Annotated in this window: 14 protein-coding genes; 6 read left to right on the top strand and 8 right to left on the bottom strand. The window is 48.2% G+C overall.

Features of this window, described 5'->3' with window-relative positions; genetic code table 11:
• Window positions 1-170 (bottom strand): transposase (locus FCL48_RS17360; protein WP_205747745.1); only part of this gene is annotated, 170 nt, incomplete at its 3' end.
• Window positions 171-329: 159 nt separating this feature from the next.
• On the opposite strand from FCL48_RS17360, the gene FCL48_RS17355 reads away from it, so the two are divergent.
• The 5 genes from FCL48_RS17355 to FCL48_RS17335 all read left to right on the top strand — a co-directional run bounded on the left by FCL48_RS17355 (window position 330) and on the right by FCL48_RS17335 (window position 9,128).
• Window positions 330-1,532: an efflux RND transporter periplasmic adaptor subunit gene (locus FCL48_RS17355; protein ID WP_136873944.1), complete on the top strand. Its 1,203-nt coding sequence runs from the start codon at window positions 330-332 to the stop codon at window positions 1,530-1,532.
• Window positions 1,529-4,615 (top strand): efflux RND transporter permease subunit, encoded by a 3,087-nt coding sequence (locus tag FCL48_RS17350; protein WP_136873942.1) that lies wholly within the window; start codon window positions 1,529-1,531, stop codon window positions 4,613-4,615. The genes FCL48_RS17355 and FCL48_RS17350 overlap by 4 nt, the downstream gene beginning before the upstream one ends.
• The gene (locus FCL48_RS17345; RefSeq protein WP_136873940.1) at window positions 4,612-6,234 is read left to right on the top strand and encodes a TolC family protein; all 1,623 of its coding nucleotides are present in this window, start codon (window positions 4,612-4,614) and stop codon (window positions 6,232-6,234) included. Before FCL48_RS17350 ends, FCL48_RS17345 begins: the two co-directional genes overlap by 4 nt.
• 394 nt (window positions 6,235-6,628) lie before the next feature.
• A complete protein-coding gene (locus FCL48_RS17340) occupies window positions 6,629-8,356 on the top strand; it encodes a diguanylate cyclase domain-containing protein (RefSeq protein ID WP_136873950.1) in 1,728 nt (575 codons plus the stop codon).
• Between the two features lie 127 nt (window positions 8,357-8,483).
• The gene (locus tag FCL48_RS17335; protein WP_136873938.1) at window positions 8,484-9,128 is read left to right on the top strand and encodes an HAD family phosphatase; all 645 of its coding nucleotides are present in this window, start codon (window positions 8,484-8,486) and stop codon (window positions 9,126-9,128) included.
• A 127-nt stretch (window positions 9,129-9,255) separates the two neighbouring features.
• On the opposite strand, the gene FCL48_RS17330 is transcribed toward FCL48_RS17335, so the two are convergent.
• The 5 genes from FCL48_RS17330 to FCL48_RS17310 all read right to left on the bottom strand — a co-directional run bounded on the left by FCL48_RS17330 (window position 9,256) and on the right by FCL48_RS17310 (window position 12,580).
• Entirely contained in the window at window positions 9,256-9,753 is a 498-nt protein-coding gene (locus FCL48_RS17330) for a hypothetical protein (protein ID WP_136873936.1), read from the bottom strand.
• A 38-nt stretch (window positions 9,754-9,791) separates the two neighbouring features.
• A complete protein-coding gene (locus tag FCL48_RS17325; protein WP_136873934.1) occupies window positions 9,792-10,148 on the bottom strand; it encodes a hypothetical protein in 357 nt (118 codons plus the stop codon).
• A gap of 285 nt (window positions 10,149-10,433) precedes the next feature.
• Window positions 10,434-10,685, bottom strand: coding sequence for a hypothetical protein (locus tag FCL48_RS17320; RefSeq protein ID WP_136873932.1), 252 nt, complete (start codon window positions 10,683-10,685; stop codon window positions 10,434-10,436).
• 226 nt (window positions 10,686-10,911) lie between these two features.
• Complete coding sequence (locus FCL48_RS17315; RefSeq protein WP_136873930.1) at window positions 10,912-11,673, bottom strand: 4'-phosphopantetheinyl transferase superfamily protein; 762 nt, start codon at window positions 11,671-11,673, stop codon at window positions 10,912-10,914.
• A 16-nt stretch (window positions 11,674-11,689) separates the two neighbouring features.
• A complete protein-coding gene (locus FCL48_RS17310) occupies window positions 11,690-12,580 on the bottom strand; it encodes an RluA family pseudouridine synthase (protein ID WP_136873928.1) in 891 nt (296 codons plus the stop codon).
• A 326-nt stretch (window positions 12,581-12,906) separates the two neighbouring features.
• Between FCL48_RS17310 and FCL48_RS17305 the strand changes: the two genes are divergently transcribed.
• On the top strand, window positions 12,907-13,248 hold the full coding sequence (locus FCL48_RS17305; protein WP_136873926.1) for a hypothetical protein: 342 nt from the start codon (window positions 12,907-12,909) through the stop codon (window positions 13,246-13,248).
• Between the two features lie 107 nt (window positions 13,249-13,355).
• On the opposite strand, the gene FCL48_RS17300 is transcribed toward FCL48_RS17305, so the two are convergent.
• Both FCL48_RS17300 and FCL48_RS17295 read right to left on the bottom strand, forming a co-directional pair.
• Complete coding sequence (locus FCL48_RS17300; protein WP_136873924.1) at window positions 13,356-13,979, bottom strand: rhodanese-like domain-containing protein; 624 nt, start codon at window positions 13,977-13,979, stop codon at window positions 13,356-13,358.
• A 279-nt stretch (window positions 13,980-14,258) separates the two neighbouring features.
• Window positions 14,259-16,061, bottom strand: coding sequence for a TIGR01212 family radical SAM protein (locus FCL48_RS17295; RefSeq protein ID WP_136873922.1), 1,803 nt, complete (start codon window positions 16,059-16,061; stop codon window positions 14,259-14,261).
• Window positions 16,062-16,108: the final 47 nt, after the last annotated feature.

Here is a 16,108-nt window from a genome sequence, read left to right as displayed (position 1 = left end):
TCGGTGAAGCATTGCGAAAAACGGTGGAGAATGTTTGTCCGCTGTTCCACTTCTCGTAACAACAACGCCCCTCCGTCAGAAGTGATAGTCCCGCCATTAAAATCTGCAACGATTTCTCGTCTACCTAAGGCTTGAAATGAACCATATTCTTTTGTACACTCTGTTTTCATAAGGTCACCTTTGTTGATATTATTAACGTCTTGATATCACGCTAATTATACAACAATTGTGGCCTTTTTTGTTCAACTTAATGAGATATTCGGGCTAGAGTGATCGTACATTTTAAAGGGCAGGGCTGTTTGCCCTTTCTTATTCTATAAGGATTTTTTATGCCGCCATATATCTCCAAGATTGTCTGGATCGCAGGAGGGATAATCGTTTTTATTGTTGGAGCGTTATTTGTTAAAGACCGCACACAAAACGAGTTGAAAGATTTTCCCAAAGGAAAAGTCGAACGAATGGTTCCAGTGGAAGTGGCTGCTGTGCAGCGCGGGCCACTCTCTTTATCCAGAACGTTCAGCGGCACCATCGATCCCCATGCCCAGTTCGCAGTTGCACCAAAGGTCAGCGGTAGAATTCAGCGGTTACTGGTCGATGTTTCTGAGCCGGTCGTCCGCGGGCAGGTCGTTGTGCAGATGGAAAATGCGGAATTTGAACAGGAGGTACTCGAGGCTGAGGCCCGTCTGGCTGTGGCTGAGGCAAATCGAGATGAGGCCGTAAGCCGGTTTGTCATTGCCCAGAGGCAGCTTGATCGGGCTAAAACCCTAAGTGACCGGGGGATAGCGTCGGAAAGCGCATATGACACAGCCCAGGCCCAGTTTTTAACCGGCCAGTCTGCGGTAAAGGTTGCCGAAGCTAATCTCAACAGGGAAGATGCGCTTTTAAGAGCTGCCAGAATACGTCTGGGATATACCCAGGTAAAAGCCGACTGGAAACAGGGCGATGACGAGCGAACAGTAGCCGAACGTTTTGTCGATGAAGGCAACACCGTGGCGGCGAATACATCAATTCTCTCAATTGTGGAGATTGATCCGGTTATCGCAGTCATTCAGGTAACGGAGAAAGATTATCCGCTCATCAGGCTCAATCAACAGGCAAGGGTGCAGGCGGATGCTTTTCCGGATAAAGTTTTCCACGGAACTGTTTCCCGTATCTCGCCTGTCTTTCGAGAGTCTTCCCGCCAGGCTCAAATGGAAATTCTGGTTGCCAATCCTCAGCACCTGCTTAAACCCGGGATGTTTGCAAGTTGTACCTTAGAGCTTGATCGGGCTGAAGATGCAATTAGTGTCGTCGAGATGGCGATTACCAAACGGAACGATCAGACGGGGGTCTTCAGGGTTGCAGATGATTCCACCTCGGTGGAGTGGGTAGAGGTGAAGCAGGGGTTAAAAGGCGGGGGTCAGATTCAGTTGATTGATTCTAACCTTTCCGGCAGGGTTGTCACTCTGGGCCAGCAATTCATCGAAGACGGTTCTAGAATTCGAATTGTCACCGAGTCTAATGCTATTACAGGGGGTACAGGGCTCCAATGAATTTGCCAAGTTTCAGTGTCCGCCGACCGGTTTTCACCTCTATGGTCACCCTTATTGTAATGATACTCGGCCTCAGTTCATTTTCGCGTCTGCAGATTGATATGCTGCCAAGCATCGAGCTGCCAACCCTAACGGTACGAACCGACTATGAGGGGGCCAGTCCAGTTGTCATGGAGCGCCTGGTCACCCAGATTGTGGAAGAAATAGTTGCAACCGTCCCCGGGGTGGAGGAGTTGACCTCAGAATCATCGGAAGGAAGCAGCAGTGTCCGGGTGAGATTTAACTGGGGAACGGACATCGATACGGCAGCCATTGACGTGCAGTCCCAACTTGAGGACGAAATTAACGAATTGCCCGATGATATTCAGCGACCACGGGTGAGTAAGTTTGATGTGGCCAGTTTTCCGGTTGTTATTATGGGTGTCTCAAGCCCTATGAACCCTGTTGAACTCACTAAAATTATTGAAGATCAACTGCGGTTTCGTCTGGCGCGAATCCCAGGTGTTGCCCAGGTTGATACCTGGGGGCAGTATAACAGGGAAATTAGAATTGAACTTGACCCTGCAAAGATTAATGCGTTAGGAATACCTCTCAATGACATCCTGAATGCCCCCCGTGATGCCAATCTGGATCTGCCGGCCGGAAGCATCAACCAGGGAAAATACCAGGTTACCCTGCGTGCCCCGGCGGAGTTTCTCTCTTTGCAACAAATCAGTGATACTGTGGTGGCAAAGCGTGAGGGGGGGTTCATCACCCTGGGCCAGATTGCGGAGATTCATGATACCTACGAAAAGCGTACCCGGATTACCCGGCTCAATGGTGAATCTGGGCTGAATATTGCCATTCGCAAACAACCAAGCGCCAACACCGTTGATGTTGCAGCCGGGGTACTGAAAGAGATCAAAGTAATCAATCGGGATTTTCCAATGTTAAAGGTGGTTCCAGTTACCAACCAGGGAAATTTCATTGAGCAGTCTATCAGAAACGTCGCTCAATCGGTGCTCTACGGTGGGTGCTTGGCGGTCCTGGTCCTCTTTTTATTTTTGCGTAACATCCCTTCCACTCTGGTCATTACTCTTTCAATCCCTATTTCGATTATTGCGACTTTTGCCATGATTTATTTTGGTGGATTTACCATAAATCTGATGACTCTTGGTGGATTGGCCCTGGGAGTGGGGATGATGGTTGACAGCTCTGTGGTGGTTTTGGAAAACATTTTTCGTCGATGCCAGGAGCATAAGGAATCCGCAGTTATTGCTTCAACTAGCGGGGCAGAGGAGGTGGGGACAGCTATCCTTGCGAGTACATTAACCACAATGGTTATCTTTGTTCCTCTTGCTTTTGTCCAGGGCGTGTCTGGGCAGTTATTCAAAGAACTTGGATTTACCGTTATGTTTTCGCTGACCTGTTCTCTCATCGTTTCACTCAGCCTGGTACCAATGCTGGCTTCCAAAATGCTGAAGGTAAAACCGGGCAAAGGTCTAGACGACTCAAGCGGGGCTGGAAGGATTATCGATACTGCTGGTAATATGGTCAAAAGGTTGAATGTTGGCTATGCTCTTCTCCTTCATCGCTCCCTGGAACATCGGTGGTTGGTCATTTTTATCTCGGTTGCATTGCTTGCAGCAAGCCTGATGCTGTTGCCCTTTATTGGCTCTGACTTTCTTCCGCCCAGTGACGAGGGCGAGGTGCGAGTCACCGGGGAGATGGAGGTTGGTACGCGTATTGACCTTGTTGATCGACAAACAAAGCTGATGGAGGAACTCGTTCTACCCGCGGTCCCCGAAACAATCTCATCCGTTACCCAGGTCCGTGCCGGTGGACGAAATGCCAGATCAACCGGCGAGATTCGCATCTCATTGACACCGGCAAAAGAGCGGAGTCGTTCGAATACAGAAATTGCAGCAGACATAAGAAAACTCCTGGAAGGACAAATTCCTGGCATGACAATTCGAACCCGCGCACCACAGGGACAGTTTATTTTAGAGCGTATTCTTGGGGCAGAGCAGGGTGTTACCCTGGAAATCCGGGGGTTTGATCTGGCAACCCTTGATACGCTTGCAGAGCAGGCGGGCCTGGCTATGGAAACAGTGCCCGATATAACTGATGTTGACATCAGTCGAAGCGCCGGAGTTCCTCAGCAGGATATAATTATCGACCGGAACAGGGTGGCGGATCTCGGATTGACACCAAAAGATGTCACCAAGACCTTGGAGACTGTGCTGGTGGGAGCCAAAGTGGGGGAATTCCGTTCTGGCGGAGAGTCATCGCGTATTTTTGTGCAGTTACAAGATGTGGAATCACAGACAATGGATGAGATTCTCAATCTGGTGCTGAGCGCCCCAAATGGTAACCAGGTTGTTTTGCGCAATCTTGTTGCTACTCAAACGAGCAGGGGGCCCGCCTTGATTGAGCGAAAAGATCAACAGCGTATCGTTTCCGTCCGGGGAAATTATGAAGGATCAGACCTTAGTGCAGTCGTAGATGATGTTCGCAACGCACTCAACAACATTGTCGTCCCGGAAGGTTACGAATTTCGAATTGCTGGAAATATTGAAGAGCAGGAAAAGGCATCACGGGAACTTACGCTATCCCTGCTGCTTTCTCTGGTACTGGTGTTCATGGTCCTGGCCTGCCAATATGAATCTTTTCGGGATCCGCTCGTCGTCATGGTAAGTGTGCCTTTAGCCGCTGTAGGTGTGCTCACCACTCTGTTTTTCACCAATACTACTTTGAATCTGCAGTCATATATTGGCTGTATCATGCTTGGCGGTATTGTGGTGAACAATGCCATACTGCTGGTTGATCAGGCTGCAAGGCTGACGAGGCGTGCGGGCTATTCTGTGACAGAAGCAGTGGTGGAGGCAGGACGTCGCCGGCTGCGCCCTATCCTGATGACCAGTATGACAACCGTCTTGGCTCTGGTCCCTCTGGCCTTTGGCATTGGTGAAGGTGCTGATGCTCAGGCTCCACTCGCCCGCGCGGTTGTCGGCGGGCTTACCGCTTCCACATTGATCACTCTGATACTTATCCCCGTGGTGTTTTCCCTGGTGCACTCAGAAAAGGAAAAGGTGGGCCAATGAATGTAGCGCCGGGAAAGAAACGGAAGGGAGTGCAGCTGTTGTGTGCAATGATTTCATTGCTGGTGGTTGGTTGCAGTCGACCCGATAGCTGGTATGATCTTGAAAAAATATACGAAGACAACAGCGCGCTTGAAAAGAGTTCTCCGGTTGATGTCGGGCTGCTGCCCGAACCTGTCGGCGGGGAAACGCTGCAGCTTCCTCAAGCAGAAGATGGACGGATTGCCCTCTCTCTGGAGCAGGCAGTGTTTTTTGCCCTGCAGCGTAACCGTGAACTTCAGGTCGAGCGTTACACCCCACTTTTGACGGGAACGTTTGAGCAGATAGAACGAGGTGTTTTTGATCCGGAACTTTTTGCAGAAATCCAGTACAGCGAGGAAACTGCCAGTGAGACCTCCCGCAGCACAGAAGAAAGTTTCAGTGTCGAAGGCAATGATGTCGAGGCGGCTATGGGGCTGCGGCAACAACTTCCCTCTGGGATTTCCGTGGAGGCCTCTGTTGGATACGGTGGCTCTACCTCGAACCGGACTCCTGACCAGCAGGATACCAGGCTCGGTTTAAGTCTGACTCAATCTCTGTTGAGGGGCTATGGTGCGGCTGTGAATCTTGTTGCTGTTCGTCAGGCGCAGCTTGAAACCCAGGCTTCTTTCTATGAGTTTCGCGGGTTTATTGAAATCCTGTTGTCCGAAGTAGAAATAGCTTATTGGAGGTACGTGCTGGCTTCAGAAGGCCTGACGATTTTTGAACAGTCACTTACTATCGCGAAAAAGCAACTTGACGAGGTGCAAAGCCAGATTGAGGTTGGCGTTATCCCCAGGAATTCTGCGGCGGCGGCAAAGGCTGAAGTTGCCAGACGGGAGCAGGCTCTTCTCGAAGGCCGCAGTAGACACATTGAACAGCGTCTCCGCTTACTCCGCCTGCTCAATGTCACAGATAATACACACTTCCAGCTGCTGATCGCTCCGACCAGCCAGCCACGCATGGAGACAACGACTTTGGAGGATCTTGATGAGCGATTAGAACTTGCTCTTCAATTGCGACCAGACCTCAACGAAGCGCGGTTACGTCAGAAAAGCCTACGCCTTGAAGTTGTTCGTACCCGAAATGGACTTCTGCCGAAGCTTGATGTCTTTATTGATCTCGGCAAAACCGGTTATGCAGAATCGTTTTCTCGGTCCTGGGCAAACATAGACGAAGAAAATTATGATGTACTTATAGGGGTTGAATTCAGTTCATATCTTGGTAACCGTGCCGCAGAAGGCAAACAGCTTGCGGCGAGAGCTTCGCGGGATCAGGCGATTGCGGCAATAGATAATTTAGAAAATATGGTGCAACTGGATGTCCGCCTCGCTGCAAATGAGATCGAACGCACCCATCAGCAGATAGGTGCCACTAGAGTCACCCGTGAGATGGAGGAACAAACCCTCACGGCAGAGCAGGAACGTTTTTCTGTGGGTGACACCACTTCTCTCCTTGTGGCTCAGGCACAGCGAGACCTTCTTGTAAGCCAGCTGGCAGAAATTGAGGCCATCGTTGAGTATAGAATTGCATTGGTGAACCTGTTTCTGGCAGAAGGAAGTCTTCTGGAGCGGCGAGGCATCACCTTGGGCTTTCAGCAATAGGACCTTGATGATGTCAAAAGTATCATTAGATCTTCCATTGTAAAGCTACTGCAACGAATTGCATTGATAATAGTGGATATAGTTTCATTATCAATATGTTAGAACGTTTAAGCAGAATGGTGTTGAGTAAAACGGATGGAAAAAGATTGACAAGCCTTTACTTGACTCTTCTATTTTGACGTTTTAAGAATGAGATCATAGTTGAACAGTTTCCTTATCCATATTGCTTTATACTCTGGTAGATGAGTCTTTTTAGATAAAATGATGACCATCATCTTATGGTCAATGGCCAGGATTTTGGTACGCAGTTTTCCGAATCGCTTGTCAATCTGGGTTTTCATTTTGCTGTTGCTGGGGAGTGAACCCAAAATATATGCAACCCGATAGAATACGTATGCCAAAAGCATCTCTTCGATCCGTTCTGATTGTTCCCTATTTTACGCTTGTCGTGGTTCTCGCAGTTGCTATTGGTGGACTCTCTTATGTTGCCGGGCGTCAGGCAGTCCTCACTGTATCTGACCATTTGCTCAAGGAAACCGTAAGTCGTATAGGCCAGGCGATCGACAGGCATGTTGTCGGTTCGGTGGCTACCCTTGAAGCTGCTTTTCCCAATGGTATGTTGGCCCCTCATTCCATTGAAGAAGATTTCGCGAATATTCGGACCCGTTTCTGGATTGCGACATCTCTGCATATTGATCCCAACAATTATGTCTATTATGGAAACAGGACAGGTCAGGCCATAGGGCTGTATCGACACTCCTATGAGTCGGGGGAGTTGCGGGTAAAATATACCGCTGAGCAGCATCGCAAATGGTACAGGCTTGATGGGATTAATGGAGAGTTACAGTATTCTTTTACTGAAACCAAACTTTTTGATCCGCGCAATCGCCCCTGGTACAAGGCAGGTCAAAACACCAATCAGGACACCTGGACGTCGGTGTACATTGATTTTGGCACCCAGGATCTGGTCGCAACGAGGGCCCGACAGGTGCTTGACCACAACGGTGAGGCCGAAGGGGTGGTTGCCACCGATATGTCCCTTCGAGCCTTGAATGACTTTGTAACTCATCTGGAAATATCCCCGAGCGGGGTGGCCTTTATTCTTGAGTCAGACGGAAACCTTATAGCCTCATCCTGCAGTCCAAATGTAAAAAAAGATAAAGATGGAATGAATCGCAGAATCAGCGCCGAAGATAGTGGAAACGGTCTGGTGACTGAGATTTATCAACAACTCAAGCCCATACTCCTCAAGCAGACAGGCAATGCACCGGAAACCTTTTTCTTCAAGGACAGAGCCGGTCAGGAGATCCATGTTGCCTTTCATCGCTTTGTTGATGGTGCTGGTCTGGAATGGACCAATGTCGTAGCCATGCCAAATAAAGATTTCATGGGGGGGATCAGTGATAATGTTATCCGTACCCTGTTTCTTGGCGTCGTTGCAACGATTGTTGTTGTTCTGATTGGCCTTTGGATACTGCATTGGGTGACAACGGATTTGAAGATACTATCAACGGCGGTGAATAAAGTGGGCAGTGGTTTTGTAGAAGAACCCATCGATATTCAGCGTCAGGATGAGATTGGAGATCTTGCCAAGAGTTTTAAAGCCATGCAGCGACGACTGCAAACCGATCATCTGACCGGCCTGCCGAATCGTTACGCTTTTGAACAGTACCTTCAGGCGTCAATTCAGAGATATCAGAGTAGGGAAGGAGGGGAGCCATTTGCGATTCTCTTCATTGATATCAACGATTTTAAATCGATAAACGACAGTTTTGGCCATGATGTCGGTGACCAGGCTTTGATAGAGTTTGCCCTTCGTTTGAGGACGAATGTGCGGACAAATGACTTTGTCGCCAGGTTTGCAGGTGATGAGTTTGTCATCCTGTTGAGCGATGTCCCGTCAAGGAAGGATCTTGAACCCATAAGGGCAAATATTGCCAGGGCTTTAGCCGCCCCTATGAAATCTTTTGATTCTTCATCTCTGTTGATAGGTGGAGCCATAGGCGAAGCGCATTTTCCAGAAGATGGTAAAAGTGCAAGCGAGCTGCTGGTTGTGGCTGATGAAAAAATGTATGCTCATAAAGAAGCCCTCAAACAGGATCAAGCCGCAAACAAAAGTTAGCCCTGTGATTTTTCTCGTCGAACTCCGGTAATTGCATGCACCTCAACGGTTTTATCTTCGTCGAAAGGGGATGCCTGTGGTACGGGCTACGATATTTCAACATCCTCCGTCCTCCTAATAAAAAACCATGATACAGGCTCTTGTTTTTGATCTTGATGGCACCCTTGCAAATACAGAAATGCTCCACTATAAAGCCTGGAAAGAGGCTTTACTGCAAAACGGGATTGCCGAGTTCACCTTTGATCATTTTTTAAGATATGTTGGTACCAGCAATGAAAAGGTGGCAAGCGACTTTATACAAAGTGATGGTATCAAAAAAAGTCAGAAGGAGTTAATCACTCAGAAGCAGACGATTTATATGGATCTTATTCCTGAGGTGGAACTTTGCTTAGGGGTAAAAGATATCCTGAATAGATTTCAGGAACAGATGCGTCTGGCGGTTGCTTCTTCCTCTCATGAAAAAGAGGTGAGGGCGATTTTAGAGATTCATGGCCTGAGCTCATATTTTCCGGTGGTTTTAGGTGGAGATATGGTGCAGGAGCGAAAACCTCACCCTGAAATATATCTTAAGGCGCAAAGTCTGCTGGCAATCAATCCCGAGGATTGCGTGGCCTTTGAAGACTCGGGGCCTGGGCTTAATGCGGCCAAAAATGCCGGGATGAAAGCGGTTGCAGTGCCCAACGAATTTACTCAAAAGCATGATTTTTCGCGGGCCGATTCTGTCGTTGCCAGCCTCTTGGAAGTGGATAATGCCCTGTTGCAGGAGCTGTAACTGCGAGAACATCAAAGGAACAAGCCTGTAGGAAAAGAGTGAGTTTCTCAGGATGTATCGTATTGCCTGGTGTACAGGGGGGGGAGGAGTTAACCATCAAGATGGTTTGTATCCCCTCTTTGGCTGGTCAGTCCATGGGCACAAAAGCATACCCCTGGGACTGATAAACGATCATAGAAACATAACCATTCTCGACAAGCTTCATCTGTGGCAGAAAATCTGCAACTTCAATTTCCTGAAATCCTGCTGCGATACGGCATTGTTCAACTCCGATGTGCATTGCCTGGGCTCTTTCTACGAAACGTGCAATCTGCATCTTTGTGGGCATATCAATATCCAAAACGTAATCAGGTCCTTTGGTAAAGAAGCTACTTGCCTTGCCACGTATGCCGATAATAAAAGAGGGGGTAACTCCCGCCGCGACGAGTTGATTGTAGGTTTTTTCTATAAGTTGTAGCCGTACGAGAAGTGGCTTTGGATCTCCGACCGTTACATCAAAATATGCCTTGGCTTCTGTTAATCCGTAGCTCGCTTGATCATTTTTGAGGTTAGTAATCGGAGGGCTGGCTGGTGAGATTGTCGTGATAAAAAGGATTGACGTTACGATGAGAAATATCTTTTTCATGTCTTTTTACCTGTGTGGGGTCGAAAAACCACTTTCGTTTAGCATCCCAGTTCCAGCGGCTTGAGGATCTTTAAAGCCCTGTTGTGTTTTTGTTCGGGGCGATACCAAATTTTGATCTTCTGGCGAATTTGAAGCTCTGTGATCTTGTAGAACCCTTCAAAAATTGTGTTTTCGTCAACGGAGAAAGAGATGCTGGGCTGTTTTTTCTGTTTGAGTGTTATCCTCTGTTCCTCTGGGGAAACTGAACGTATGATTCCCTCGGCGAACAGATAATCCGCAGTTGAGACGTTTTCTTCAAATTGAGCCCCTAGGAGAGGGGTGGAAAACAACAGCAGGTAGAAAAAAGCTAAAATACATTCTGGCAACGGTTTGAAAGAGGAAGGTGATTTCATCATTGATGGCCCTGTTGTGTTTTTGTATCGGCTCTCATGAGCAGATAAGACTGGCTCTTTTTTTATTTAAGCATGTATCAGTCTTTTACAATCACCTCGCGGAAAGAGTTATTGAGCAGCAGGTGGTGATGCAAGATTCCCTGGGGCGCCTGGCCAGCAGGAGGATCAGGCCATTGCGTTACCTGGGAGGAATTCATGGATTGTTATAGGGAGTGCCAGAGTCGCTGGGGGACAGTTGCAGGCAATGTGGAACATCACAATCAGAAGATAAAGAGAGGAGTACTCTGTCTATTTGATCTCAAGAAGGACTTTTGGACCTTTTTCTTCAAGAACCTTGTATCTTTCAAGAATTTTAGTACGGGTACGAAGAAAATCTTCCTGGCTGTGGATATAGGTGTATCTGTATTCTGGTGAGCTGCCTTCACACTGGTCAATGCCAAGGCTGTCTAAAAATGCGATGTCATCTTCCTTGTATTCATGGATGTTGAGCTTGAGTACCGGTTTGCCATCGATCATAAGCCTGCTGGCGGTCATAAACATGTTTTTCTCCTGGAATTCCACTCACGTTTTTATTGTTGGCTCCCATTTTAATTCTCCTTTCCTGTAAAGGGAAATTAATTTACCGGGTGATCTTCTGAAAAACGAACAAAAACATCACAAAACGAGTAGCAGCTTAATGAAAAAGAGCAAAAAACACGAATGTTTATGTTTTTGTAATGGGCGGGTTGCCTTCAGGATTACAGGAGGAAATATTGGCGGGGGAATCTTATCTGGAGACAACCGTTATCTTCTCACCGGTGAGCGTGGCATGGATCAGGTTTATGGTGGCAGAAACCAGAGGGGTTGCGACTCCGAGGCTGTATGCTGCGTTGGGCTGACAGCTTTTGAAACAGTAGGGGCTGTGGGTGTAGGTTGTCCCGAGGTTTTCAGGTAACACCGTGAAGGTTTCCCGTGTAGGTGTCATATGGGTAAAGGAGAGTGCGGTAAAGGGAATGCGAAGTCCCTGACCGAGTGCCTTGACAAAGGCCTCTTTCAACGTCCATGACCGATAAAAAAATGAGGACTGATCTTGTATGGGGAGTTGCCGATAGAACTGTAGTTCCTCATCACTCATGACCCTGTCGGTCAGATCCCGTTCATATTTTCTTGGTGCCAGTGATTCCACGTCGCAGCCAATTTCCCTGTGGTGGCTGAGGGCGCAGCAGATCAGATTTTTGGTGTGGGAAAGACTGAAGAAAAGTGCAAGCGGAGCGCCTCTTTCATACCAGAAAGGACGACCCCTTTCGTCGGGTATGGCCTCGGTCTGGAGTATGTTGCAACCGGTATAGCTTGAGAGAAGGTGGCGGAGCAAAAGCCTTGCAGCAACAAATTCCGCCTTTTTGCTCAAAGGTCGAAAGCGCTGAAAACGACAATATTCCTTTTCACTGAGCAGCAGCGAAATTTTGCCCTGATCAAGCTGTGAGGGGTCCCAGCCATCAATTGGCAGTAACCAGACGTCTATGTGATTGGCTGAAAGTGTTCGGGGCATGAATGTTTCCAGAGGATTACCGGGCGGCGCCCATGTCGGCCGGGATTGGGGCTGAAAATGAAAGGGGTTCACCAGTTTTGGGGTGATTCATTTGCAGTTTGTAAGAGTGAAGACATTGTCTTGGCCACTTGCAGCCTCCGTGAATTTTGGGGCCTCCGTACTGCACATCTCCTAGAAGTGGATAGCCGGCTTCAGAAAAATGGGTTCTGATCTGGTGGGTTCGTCCAGTAATCAGTTGAATGGCTACAAGGGCGCTGTCCGTCCAGGTTTTCAGTATCTGGTAGTGGGTAATGGCTTCTTTGCCCTTATCGGGATCAGAATACATTCGGTGGCTGGTGGGGTCCTTTTTGAGGAATGAATGAAACGTACCTTCGCCGGGGCTTGGAATTCCCTGTACCATGGCCAGGTATTCTTTTTTTACAGTGTGGTTTTGTATCTGTGCTGTCAGTTCTTTATGGGCGTCAGGGTGAATGGAAAACACGATAGCTCCACTTGTATTCCGGTCCAGCCGCTGGGCCATCCCTATCTGCGGTTGCCTTGCCTTTTTGTCTTTCTTCAGCCAGACCAGCAGAGCCTCATAGAGCGTGCCTTTATATCTTGCCGGAGTGGGCTGGGTGTCTACGCCGGCGGGTTTGTTGATGACAATGAGATATTTATCCTGAAAAAGGACCATCTCCTGGTTGAGACGAAATGGGTCTAAGGAGCAGTTATCCTGGTACAGTTCTATTTTTTGATCTGTCTCGACATTCCAGCTGCACCTGCGCACCCTTTTGCCGTCCACATGGACACCGCCAAGATCGATGATCTTCCTGATTTTTGTCCTGGAGAGAGTCGGTTCTTTTTGCTGAAGAAACTGATCCAGTCTCTGTCCCTGATCCTCTTCCGTTATCAGGTAGTGTGCAGTCATAACCTGTTTGTCCTGAGTCTTAAAATGTGAAAAGGTTAATATCCAGGCCCGTCTCTATTTGAGAATTTTCCACGTTGGCCCTCCACCGGTGTAAGAGGGTACTAAGGTAATCATTTGCTGGAAAAGATCACCATAATTTCAGGCCGAGGTGGTGAAAAGCATCATTTTCAAAGGGTGTAAGTAATATTTGTCCACAGGATCATTACTGGCAAGTATATGGGTTAGTGCTTAAAAAGGAACAGTATATCTTGAGACCTTTTGATGCTGTAGACATCTCTCTTATGCAATGAATGTGAGTAAAAAAGATGAAAAGGAGTGAGGACGAAATGAAGAAAATATTCGGTATTATGCTGGCTGTTGCGATTTTACTGCTGTCATCCTGTACCCAGGAAACCCAAAACAAGATTGGGCGCTCCATCCAGAACTGGACGGGGACAGATGGAATTTTAGAGGTGTATGCGGGAAACACCCTGGTAAAACGATTTATGAAAATTGATAAATTATCCACTGCAACCGCTACAACTGGAAAAAACGAGCGGCCTTATCGCTTTGGTTACGGAGTGTTGGATGCCAATCTCAATGGGGTAATTGATCCCGGTGAGAAAAAAGTCTATTTCGAGTTCAGTGATTATTCGACCTCATACATTTTTTATGAAGACCCGAACTAAACACCATTCTGGTGTTCATCCGGGTGGGGCATTTCCTGCTACAGTCGGGCAGTAAAAGCCGGGCGATGGCTTTCGTATCTTTGCTGCCAACCAAATAGACGGTGACTTTAATCTTTCACCTTGTAGGCGTGGAGATCGCTGTTGAGCAGCTTGCCCCATTTTTTATTGTAGGGGTGGACGACCGTGACGGTTGTTCCTTCACGGTGGAGGGGGTATCCTTTGTTCGCCCATTCGAAGATGGAGCCTTTCAAGTTGAAGACCTGGGTGTAACCACGGGCAGCAAGTTTTTCTGCAAAATCCGCCGAGCGCAGGCCAACCGAACAGTAAACGACTATGGTTGAATCCTTTGCCAGGTCAAGTTTTTTCGCCTTTGTTTGATTGATGGCCATGGGGATCTGGCTCACTGCAAATTCATCAGGATCTCTGACATCGATGATCGTAAGATGTGCATGATGATCTATTTTATCTTTCAGCTCATCTGTTGTGATCGAGGCAACTTCGGGGTATTTCCGGTTAATGCTGTTGTTGATGGAATCCCAGTCTATCTTCGTCCAGGAAAACCCACAGAGCAACAGAAGCAGAAAAAGAAGGGTAAGCCTTTTCAAAAAGTCTGTCATGATCGGTTGATGGTATTTGTTGCAACGTAGTATTGTCATTTTATATCCAGGCATCCTGCCGGTACAGATGGCTCTGAAAAAAAGTTCGCTATACGAGGTCATCTTTCGTGCCATGAATTTGTCGTTGAATCGTACGAATATATACGTTCTACGATATGCAGAGTATCTTCTTTTTTCGAGCCTGGCCAACTACGTATAGTATTTATTCTTATAGTTTTGTTTGCCGCAGGTTGTAGCGGGAAGCAGCATGCGCTTACTCCTCAGGCTATCGTACTTTAGCCTCAAGAGAGAATACAACGAGGACTTTTCGCACCCGCTATGAGGTTCCCACTGGTGCTGCTGGTTTTATGTTTACCGGTTCAGGTGTAGCCAGGACCGGTCGTCCGTAATGGATCACCCCTGTTTGCCGGACGTTGATGAAGGCAAGCTGGCGCTGAGAGGTGTTTTTCGTCTGACAATCTCATATTCACGGGCTCGAAGAATCTCCCTGTTGGTCTGGGTACCGTTTGGATCTCTGTAGGGAATGCCACGACTTGTATTCATGAGAAAACTGTCACGCTCTGGGATTTTTCTTTGGATGAGTTCCACCGAACAGGATGCTATGGTGCCACCCCTTTCCCTGCCAAAAGGATCCGTTTCTCCTATATGAAACCCCGCCTCCACCAGGCCTGAACGTACTGGAATTGCGGCGCAGTAGGTGAAAAGAGCACCGTCTGCAGCCAACAATGGTCGAAGAATGTTAAAAAAATCCACCGTCCAGAGTTCGCTGTTTCTTTGGGTGGAAAAAGCGTCCAGCCAGATGAGATTGAAGGTGCCATTAAGTTTTTTGGCAGTATGGCGGGCGTCTCCCCAGATAAGCCTTATTCTGCAGCCGTTTTCCTGCCACTCACCGTCCCGGTACAGGGTATCCAGACATTTCTGCCAGTTAAAAAATGTTGTTTGCTCCTGGAGACCTAATGCCGCTTTTTTCACGACGTTTTTATCCATTTCAAGGGCCACGATCTCAAGGGGTTCTCCCACCTTCATGGCCCTTTCGCAGGAAAGAAGACTGTTGTAGCCCAAGCCAAAGCAGATATCGAGCAGGCGGACCGGGCCATGTTTGAGGCGCCGGTCAAGTTGTGCCGGAATGATATATTTATTTTCCGCCTCGGATCTGGCTCCGGCAAGGGTGTGATAATGTTCTTTGATGGTCTCGTTGTAGAAGGTGACAGAACCATCTTTTGTTGTGACCAGAACATCAGGGCCGTCGCTGAGATAGGCCGCTTTCACCGGGGCAGCGTGATCCCGCAGGGCAATCCCCTGGGCAATTCCCTGGGCCCTCATCTGCTTTGCCAGGTATTTACGAAACTGACCTTTAGACATGGTCCAGTGCGGGGCCACGAGCATCTCTTCTGCTGTGTCTGTCGTGAGCCGAACGATGGGGATGTGTTCGGGAATAGAGGGCAGGAGCTCAAGGAGCAGGTTGCAATACTCATGTTCGTCAAAAAGGGGAAATGGACTTTTCTGATATTCATGGGCCAGTCTGGTGTCTTTTACCAGGTGGAGGTTGTGCAGTTTTATGGCGTCAATGGGCAAGGCGCAGACTGCGGAAATAGTCTCTTGCATTGTCTGTATCGTCTCGCCCGGCAGGCCCAGAATCAGATGGGCAACCGTAGAAATCCCCCGGTTATTCAGGGTTATGATTGCATCTTTACTGCATTGCCAGTCGTGGCCTCTGTTGATTCTAGTAAGGGTGGGGTTGTGGCTGGTTTGCACCCCAAGCTCCACCCAGACGTCGATAATGCGGTTGAGCTCAGTTAAATAGTCAATAACATGGTGCTGCAGACAGTCAGGCCGGGTTCCAAAGGCGATGGCTTTTATCTCTTTGGTTTCTCGGATGATATTCACCTGATTTTCTATGGACAAAAGGGAGTCGTAAGTGCTGGTAAAGGTCTGCAGATAGGCCATGAATGCCGTCGCTTTATACCTTCTGGTCGCAAAACGGATGCCGGTATTGATCTGATCTCTGAGCTCTTTTGTTTTTCCCAGCTGAACGGCGCGGGCACCGTCAGCCGGGCAAAATGTACAGCCCCCGCTGCCACTGGTGTTGCGGTGGGGGCAGGTTCCTCCACTATCTATGGGGACCCGGTAGAGTATCTCCCCATATCTCTTCTGCAGATAATCGCGGTATTCGTAAATGTCGATTTTGCAACTCATGGTCGAATATTGTCTGCTATTGCCTGGTAATGCATAAGAGGGAATCA

Source organism: Desulforhopalus sp. IMCC35007 (assembly GCF_005116575.1).
Lineage (GTDB): Bacteria > Desulfobacterota > Desulfobulbia > Desulfobulbales > Desulfocapsaceae > Desulforhopalus_A.
The sequence above is the reverse complement of the archived record's forward strand: the minus strand, read 5'-3'. Positions and strand labels throughout refer to the sequence as shown.

What these genes read in the sequence shown, in the direction of transcription:
- FCL48_RS17340 (WP_136873950.1), top strand. Translation starts at nt 6,629, where the DNA reads ATGCCAAAAGCATCTCTTCGATCCGTTCTGATTGTTCCCTATTTTACG.
- FCL48_RS17315 (WP_136873930.1), bottom strand. Translation starts at nt 11,673, where the DNA reads ATGCCCCGAACACTTTCAGCCAATCACATAGACGTCTGGTTACTGCCA.
- FCL48_RS17320 (WP_136873932.1), bottom strand. Translation starts at nt 10,685, where the DNA reads ATGTTTATGACCGCCAGCAGGCTTATGATCGATGGCAAACCGGTACTC.
- FCL48_RS17350 (WP_136873942.1), top strand. Translation starts at nt 1,529, where the DNA reads ATGAATTTGCCAAGTTTCAGTGTCCGCCGACCGGTTTTCACCTCTATG.
- FCL48_RS17355 (WP_136873944.1), top strand. Translation starts at nt 330, where the DNA reads ATGCCGCCATATATCTCCAAGATTGTCTGGATCGCAGGAGGGATAATC.
- FCL48_RS17300 (WP_136873924.1), bottom strand. Translation starts at nt 13,979, where the DNA reads ATGGCACGAAAGATGACCTCGTATAGCGAACTTTTTTTCAGAGCCATC.
- FCL48_RS17295 (WP_136873922.1), bottom strand. Translation starts at nt 16,061, where the DNA reads ATGAGTTGCAAAATCGACATTTACGAATACCGCGATTATCTGCAGAAG.
- FCL48_RS17330 (WP_136873936.1), bottom strand. Translation starts at nt 9,753, where the DNA reads ATGAAAAAGATATTTCTCATCGTAACGTCAATCCTTTTTATCACGACA.
- FCL48_RS17310 (WP_136873928.1), bottom strand. Translation starts at nt 12,580, where the DNA reads ATGACTGCACACTACCTGATAACGGAAGAGGATCAGGGACAGAGACTG.
- FCL48_RS17345 (WP_136873940.1), top strand. Translation starts at nt 4,612, where the DNA reads ATGAATGTAGCGCCGGGAAAGAAACGGAAGGGAGTGCAGCTGTTGTGT.
- FCL48_RS17335 (WP_136873938.1), top strand. Translation starts at nt 8,484, where the DNA reads ATGATACAGGCTCTTGTTTTTGATCTTGATGGCACCCTTGCAAATACA.
- FCL48_RS17305 (WP_136873926.1), top strand. Translation starts at nt 12,907, where the DNA reads ATGAAGAAAATATTCGGTATTATGCTGGCTGTTGCGATTTTACTGCTG.
- FCL48_RS17325 (WP_136873934.1), bottom strand. Translation starts at nt 10,148, where the DNA reads ATGATGAAATCACCTTCCTCTTTCAAACCGTTGCCAGAATGTATTTTA.